Genomic DNA, 6,633 nt, shown 5'->3' with positions numbered 1-6,633 from the left:
CCTTCACCGTGCAGTACGGCCCACGCGTGCGCGCCATCGCCGCCCGCCTCGAGCACGACGGCGGTCGGTGGGTCTGCACGGCCCTGGAGTTCGCCTGAGAAGCAGCAGAGCCGCCCCACGGGAGTCCCGTGGGGCGGCTCTGTCACGTGGTGCTCAGCCGTTGACGCGGGCGGTCTGTCCGGTAGGTCCACCGGGAGCGCCGTGGCACTGCTTGAACTTCTTCCCCGAGCCACACGGGCACTTGTCGTTGCGGCCGGTGTTCTCGTACGGGTCAGCGGGGCCTGCCTCGCGGGTGACCGCGACCTCGCCGTCCTCGGTCGGACCGGCGTAGGAGAGGTTGCGGGGAGCCTGAGGCGCCTCAAGGCCCTTGGCCTTCACCTGCGGCCGCTGCTGGACCGGCGGCTCAGCGAAGGCACCCTCGTGCATCGGGCCCTCGTGGCGCGAGCCGTCGGCGTGGAAGTGGAACTCGCCGTCGGCGGGCGCCTCTTCGACCTGGACCTCGACGTTGAAGAGGTAGCCGACGGCCTCCTCCTTCATGCCCTCCATCATCGCGGTGAACATCTCGAAGCCCTCGCGCTGGTACTCCACCAGCGGATCGCGCTGCGAGTAGGCGCGGAGGTAGATGCCCTCGCGGAGGTAGTCCATCTCGTAGAGGTGCTCGCGCCACTTGCGGTCGAGCACGGAGAGCAGCACACGGCGCTCGAGCTCGCGCATCGTCTCCTCGCCGATCTCCTGCTCGCGTGCGTCGTACGCCGCGTGGGCGTCGGCACGGACCGCGTCGACGAGCTGCTGCGGCTGCATCACGGCGAGGCCGCCGGCCTGGGCCGCGACGTCCGCGTGCTTGAGCGAGATCGGGTAGAGCTGCCCGAGAGCGGTCCACAGGGCGTCGAGGTCCCACTGCTCGGCGTAGCCGTCGGTCGCACCCGTGACGTAGGCGGAGACGGTGTCGTCGATGAACGTGCGGATCAACGACTCGAGGTCAGCGCCCTGGAGCACCTCGCGGCGCTCCGCGTAGATGACCTTGCGCTGGCGGTCCATGACGTCGTCGTACTTGAGGACGTTCTTGCGGGACTCGAAGTTCTGGCCCTCGATCTGGCCCTGGGCGTTGGCGATGGCGCCCGTGACGCGCTTGTTCTCGATCGGGACGTCATCCGGGACCTTCAGCATGGTGAGGACACGGTCGACCCAGTCAGACTTGAAGAGCCGCATCAGCTCGTCCTGCAGCGAGAGGTAGAAGCGCGACTCGCCCGGGTCACCCTGACGGCCGGAACGACCACGGAGCTGGTTGTCGATGCGGCGCGACTCGTGGCGCTCGGTGCCGACGACGTAGAGGCCGCCGAGCTCCTTGACCTCGTCGTGCTCGGCCTGGACCTGCGCCTTGATCCGCTCGACGGTCTCGGGCCAGGCCGCGTCGTAGGCGTCCGCGGTCTCGCCGACGGGCTCGAGGCCCTTCTTGCGCAGCTCGGCGTCGGCAAGGAAGTCGACGGAGCCACCGAGCATGATGTCGGTGCCTCGACCAGCCATGTTGGTGGCGACCGTGACCGCGCCCTTGTGACCGGCCATCGCGACGATCTTCGCCTCGTCGGCGTGGAACTTGGCGTTCAGCACGGAGTGCGGCACGCCCTTCTTCTTGAGCAGCTGCGAGATGTGCTCGGACTTCTCGACCGACACCGTGCCGACCAGGACCGGCTGGCCCAGCTTGTTGCGCTCGGCGATGTCGGCCACCACGGCGGCGAACTTCGCCTCCTCCGTGCGGTAGACGAGGTCGGCCTGGTCGATGCGGAGCATCGGCTTGTTGGTCCGGATCGGGATGACGCCGAGGTTGTAGATCTTGTTGAACTCGCCGGCCTCGGTCATCGCCGTACCGGTCATGCCGGAGAGCTTCTTGTAGAGACGGAAGTAGTTCTGCAGGGTGACGGTGGCGAGCGTCTGGTACTCCTCACGGACCTGGACGCCCTCCTTCGCCTCGATCGCCTGGTGGAGACCCTCGTTGTAGCGACGCCCCGCGAGCATGCGGCCGGTGTGCTCGTCGACGATGAGCACCTCGCCGTTGATGACGACGTACTCCTTGTCGTTGCGGAAGAGCTCCTTCGCCTTGATCGCGTTGTTCATGAACGAGATCAGCGGCGTGTTGACCGTGTCGTAGAGGTTGTCGATGCCGAGCCAGTCCTCGACCTTGGTGATGCCGGGCTCGAGGACGGAGATCGTGCGCTTCTTCTCGTCGACCTCGTAGTCGACGTCCTTCGTCATGCGGGCCGCGATCTTGGCGAACTCGCCGTACCACCGGGGCTCGTCCTGGGTCGGGCCCGAGATGATGAGCGGGGTGCGGGCCTCGTCGATGAGGATCGAGTCGACCTCGTCGACGACGGCGAAGGCGTGGCCGCGCTGCACGCAGTCGGCGATGTCGGTCGCCATGTTGTCGCGCAGGTAGTCGAAGCCCAGCTCGTTGTTGGTGCCGTAGGTGATGTCGCAGTTGTAGGCCTCGCGGCGCTCGGCGGGTGACATCGCCGGCAGGATGACGCCGACCGACATCCCGAGGAAGTGGAAGACGCGGCCCATCATCTCGGACTGGTACTTCGCCAGGTAGTCGTTGACGGTGACGACGTGGACGCCTTCGCCCGCGAGGGCGTTGAGGTACGCCGGCAGCGACGCGGTCAGGGTCTTGCCCTCACCGGTCTTCATCTCGGCGATGTTGCCGAGGTGGAGCGCAGCACCACCCATGAGCTGCACGTCGAAGTGACGCTGGCCGAGGACCCGTCGGGCGGCCTCGCGCGTGACCGCGAACGCCTCCGGCATCAGGTCGTCGAGGCTCTCGCCCTTGTCCAGGCGCTCGCGCAGCGCCGGGGTCTGGGCACGCAGCTCGTCGTCGGACATCGCGACGAAGTCGTCCTCGATGGCGTTGACGGCCTTGGCCACGGCCTCCAGCTCTCGGAGGATCTTGCCCTCGCCGATGCGGAGGATCTTGTCGAGAACAGCCACGGTGCGTGCGCTCCTGGAGAGACGTGTGAGTCGGACGGCCCCGATCAGTCGAGACCGCGAGTCATGCTACCCGCGCGGCAAGCGACCCTGAGCCGCACCGTCGGATGCTCAGGAGATGTTCAGACGCGCGCAGCAAGCGCCGGTCGCAGCGCCGCGGTCAGGTCGCCGCGCTCCCCCACCGCGATCTGCTCGAGTCCGAGCCAGCCGGCCAGCCGGCGCAGCTCGGCCGCGAGGTGATCGGCCACGTCAGCCGAGGCGCCCGGCTCGGCGAACGCGCCCGGCACGAGGAGGGTGCCGGTCGACCGGTCGGCCTTGAGGTCCACACGCGCGACGAGTGCGTCGCCGAGCAGGAACGGCAGCACGTAGTAGCCGTGGACCCGCTGGGGCTCCGGAACATAGATCTCGATGCGGTAGCGGAAGTCGAAGAGCGCCTCCGTGCGCGCCCGCTCCCACACCACCGGGTCGAACGGGCTGAGCAGGGTGCGCGCCTCCACACGACGCGGCAGGCGCGCCTCGTGGTGGAGGTACGCCGGACGGCGCCACCCCTCGACCGTCACCGGCAGCAGGTCCCCGGCCTCGACCAGCTCGGCCACGGCGCGCTTCGCGTCGACCACGCCCATCCGGTAGTAGTCACGCAGGCACTGCTCGCTGGCGACGCCGTGGCTGGCGGCAGCCCGGCGTACGAGCTCGCGGCGGGCGTCTGTGGGAGCAGGCGTGGGAGCAGCCAGCACCGAGGGCGGAAGCACTCGCTCGGGCACGTCGTAGAGCCGCTCGAAGGAGCCGTTGCGACCCGCCACCGTGATGTCGCCCGCGTAGAAGAGGAACTCGAGCGCCTTCTTCACCTCCGACCAGTTCCACCCCCAGTGGTCCTTCGTGCGGTCGGCGCCACCGGTGAGGTCGGCCTCGATCTGCCGGGCCGACCGTGCACCACGCGCCCGGACGTCGGCCAGGACGTCACGCAGCAGCTGGGGGTTCTCCCGGGCGACCGAGCGCGGCCCGCCCCACGCGCGGTCGTGGGCCTGGGCCATGCGGTGACGCATGAGGGGCCAGAGGTCGACCGGCATGTAGGCGGCCTCGTGCGCCCAGTACTCGACCAGGCGGCGGGGCCGCTCGGCGGACGCCCGACGCAGCAGGTCGGTGTCGTAGGGGCCCATGCGTGCGTAGAGCGGCATGAAGTGCGCGCGTTGCAGCACGTTGACCGAGTCGATCTGGAGCACGCCCGTGCGGCGCACCGTCCGCTCCAGGGTGCGCAGCGTCGGCGTCGCGTGCGGCGCGTCGAGGAACCCTTGAGCCGCCAGCGCTACCCGCCGAGCCTGGCCTCGACTGAGTGACTCCATGGGCCTGACCTCGGTCAGGGGATGTCCAACAGCTTCTCGCGGACGGCATACATGACCGCCTCCATCCGCGAGTGGAGCTGGAGCTTCTCCAGGATGTTGCGCACGTGGTTCTTCACGGTGTTCTCGCTGATGAAGAGCTGGCGCGCGATCTCGCGGTTGTTCATGCCCGTCGCGACCAGCCGGAGCACCTCGAGCTCGCGCTCGGTGAGCCGCAGCGGCGAGACCTGGTCGCGGTCGGGCCGCGACATCTGCTTGAACTCGTCGATGAGCTTGACCGCCATCGACGGGCTGATCAACGACTGCCCGTCGGCGACGACGCGCACGGCCTGGGTCACCTCGTCGATCGAGGAGTCCTTGAGGAGGTAGCCGGAGGCACCGGACTTCACCGCCTCGTAGAGGTCGGCCTCCTCGTCGCTCACGGTGAGCATGATGATCTTGGCCGAGGGCACGCTCTCCTTGATCGCCACGCATGCCTCGATGCCGGAGCGCTTCGGCATCCGGACATCGAGGAGCACGACGTCGGGGGCCAGACTGGCGGCGAGAGACGTGCCCTCGACGCCGTCGCCTGCCTGGCCCACGACCTCGATCGCGGGGTCGGTGCCCAGGATCATCGTCAGTCCCCTGCGGAACAGCTCCTGGTCGTCGACGACCAGCACCCTGATCGGTTCACGTTCGGTCGAGCCCTGCATCGCTGTCACCCCTGCATCATGGCAGACCCCACCGACACATCCGCTCGACCGACGCCTCGGCTGGCACCTCGGCTGTCACCTCAGGCGAGGTCGAGCGAGATGACCCCGTAGTCGTAGCCCTTCCGGCGGTAGACCACCGCAGGGCGTTCGCTCTCCTTGTCGACGTACAGATAGAAGTCGTGGCCGACCAGCTCCATCTCGTAGAGCGCCTGGTCGAGCGTCATCGGGTTGGCAGGGTGCGACTTCTCGCGGACGACGAGGGGTCCGTCGCCGAGGACGGCGATCGGGCCCACCTGGTGCTCCATGACGTGGTCCTCGCTCGGGGCTGCCTGCGTCGGCACGCTCGCGCTGCCGGCGAGCGCCTGCCCGACGGAGACGGGGGTGTGCCGGCCGTGGTGCACACGGCGACGGTCGGCCGCGCGCCGCATCTGGGACGCCATCTTGTCCAGCGCCAGATCGAGCGCCGCCATCTTGTCGACGGCACAGGCCTCGGCCCGCACCACCGGGCCCTTGCTGAAAGCGGTCAGCTCGACGCGCACGCTGCGGTCCTGCTGACGGGGGTTGCGCTCCTTCTCCACTTCGACCTGCATGCGGATGATCCGGTGATCGTGCTTCTCCAGGCGGGCGAGCTTCTCCTCGACGTGGCTGCGGAACCGGTCGGACACTTCGCAGTGCCGGGCGTTGACCACAATTTCCATGGAGACCTCCGTGATTTCCTCGGTGTCGTTGCTGGTTATCAGCGCTCCACCGTCAGATGGCGGTGGAGAGACCGGGCGATGGAGTCGGGCTCGTCTACGGCATCGACGTGGGTGCGGGGCCCCGGGCGGGGTGTCCCGCCGTGGCATCCACGGATCCGGACTGACTCCATGCACCGACGCTAGACCCGAACGCCGAACGAGGAAAGGACTCTTGCTGAACTTTCCCTGTGGGTCTCACCGAACGACGCCGGGTCGCCGCGACGACGGCGATGCCCGCGATGTCGACCCCACAGGCGGCGAGCGCGCGTTGGGCCTCGCGTGCCGTCGAGCCCGTCGTCAGCACGTCGTCGCAGAGCACCACCACGGCGCGGGGATGCCGTTGCGCGAGGCGGGCCAGAACCCGCCCGTCCACCCGCATCGCACCGTCGAGGTTCGCTGCACGTTGCGTCGCCGTGAGCTCCCTCTGGTCGGCGACGCGGCCCACCCTGAGTACGCCGACCGTCACAGCGGGCACGCCCTGCCGGCGCAACAGGGCCGCAGCACGTCGGCACAGGTCCCTGGTGGGCTCGTGCCCGCGGCGTCGAGCAGCCCCTGGCCGCGACGGCACCGGCACCAGGACCACCGGCACCCCCGCCTGCGCGGGCGCCACCAGCCCGAGCACCGAGCTCGCCAGCAGCACGCCCAACGGACGGACGAGCGCCAACCGGTGCCGCTCCTTCAGGCCGAGGACGAGGGCCCGCAGCAGGTCGGCGTACTCCCCCGCTGCGCGCACCGGAGCCAATCCCGGTGGGCACGGGTGCGGCCGTACGGCGAGCGGCGCGACAGCGATGCTCGCGCGGCAGGACCGGCACAGAGCCCGCCCGGGACGACCACACCCCGTGCAGGCGCTCCCCGCGAGCAGGTCGAGCACGGGATCGGCCCATCCGCTGC

The 6,633-nt window shown here is 69.3% G+C and carries 6 protein-coding genes; 1 reads left to right on the top strand and 5 read right to left on the bottom strand.

Annotated features, from left to right (window positions below):
• Positions 1-8: 8 nt before the first annotated feature.
• Positions 9-98 (top strand): Rv3235 family protein, encoded by a 90-nt coding sequence (locus tag VLF38_RS17350; RefSeq protein WP_414689362.1) that lies wholly within the window; start codon positions 9-11, stop codon positions 96-98.
• A gap of 55 nt (positions 99-153) precedes the next feature.
• On the opposite strand, the gene secA is transcribed toward VLF38_RS17350, so the two are convergent.
• From secA to VLF38_RS04360, 5 genes are all read right to left on the bottom strand, one after another.
• Entirely contained in the window at positions 154-2,979 is a 2,826-nt protein-coding gene (gene secA / locus VLF38_RS04380; RefSeq protein ID WP_325270064.1) for a preprotein translocase subunit SecA, read from the bottom strand.
• 119 nt (positions 2,980-3,098) lie between these two features.
• Positions 3,099-4,316, bottom strand: coding sequence for a winged helix-turn-helix domain-containing protein (locus VLF38_RS04375; protein ID WP_325270063.1), 1,218 nt, complete (start codon positions 4,314-4,316; stop codon positions 3,099-3,101).
• Positions 4,317-4,330: 14 nt separating this feature from the next.
• Entirely contained in the window at positions 4,331-5,005 is a 675-nt protein-coding gene (locus VLF38_RS04370; protein ID WP_107701518.1) for a response regulator, read from the bottom strand.
• A gap of 80 nt (positions 5,006-5,085) precedes the next feature.
• Positions 5,086-5,703, bottom strand: a complete 618-nt coding sequence (gene hpf, locus VLF38_RS04365; RefSeq protein ID WP_325270062.1) for a ribosome hibernation-promoting factor, HPF/YfiA family — start codon at positions 5,701-5,703, stop codon at positions 5,086-5,088.
• Positions 5,704-5,797: 94 nt separating this feature from the next.
• The gene (locus tag VLF38_RS04360) at positions 5,798-6,475 is read right to left on the bottom strand and encodes a ComF family protein (protein ID WP_325270061.1); all 678 of its coding nucleotides are present in this window, start codon (positions 6,473-6,475) and stop codon (positions 5,798-5,800) included.
• Positions 6,476-6,633: the final 158 nt, after the last annotated feature.

The organism is Nocardioides sp. (assembly GCF_035481145.1).
Lineage (GTDB): Bacteria > Actinomycetota > Actinomycetes > Propionibacteriales > Nocardioidaceae > Nocardioides.
This window is presented reverse-complemented; position numbering and strand designations above follow the sequence as displayed.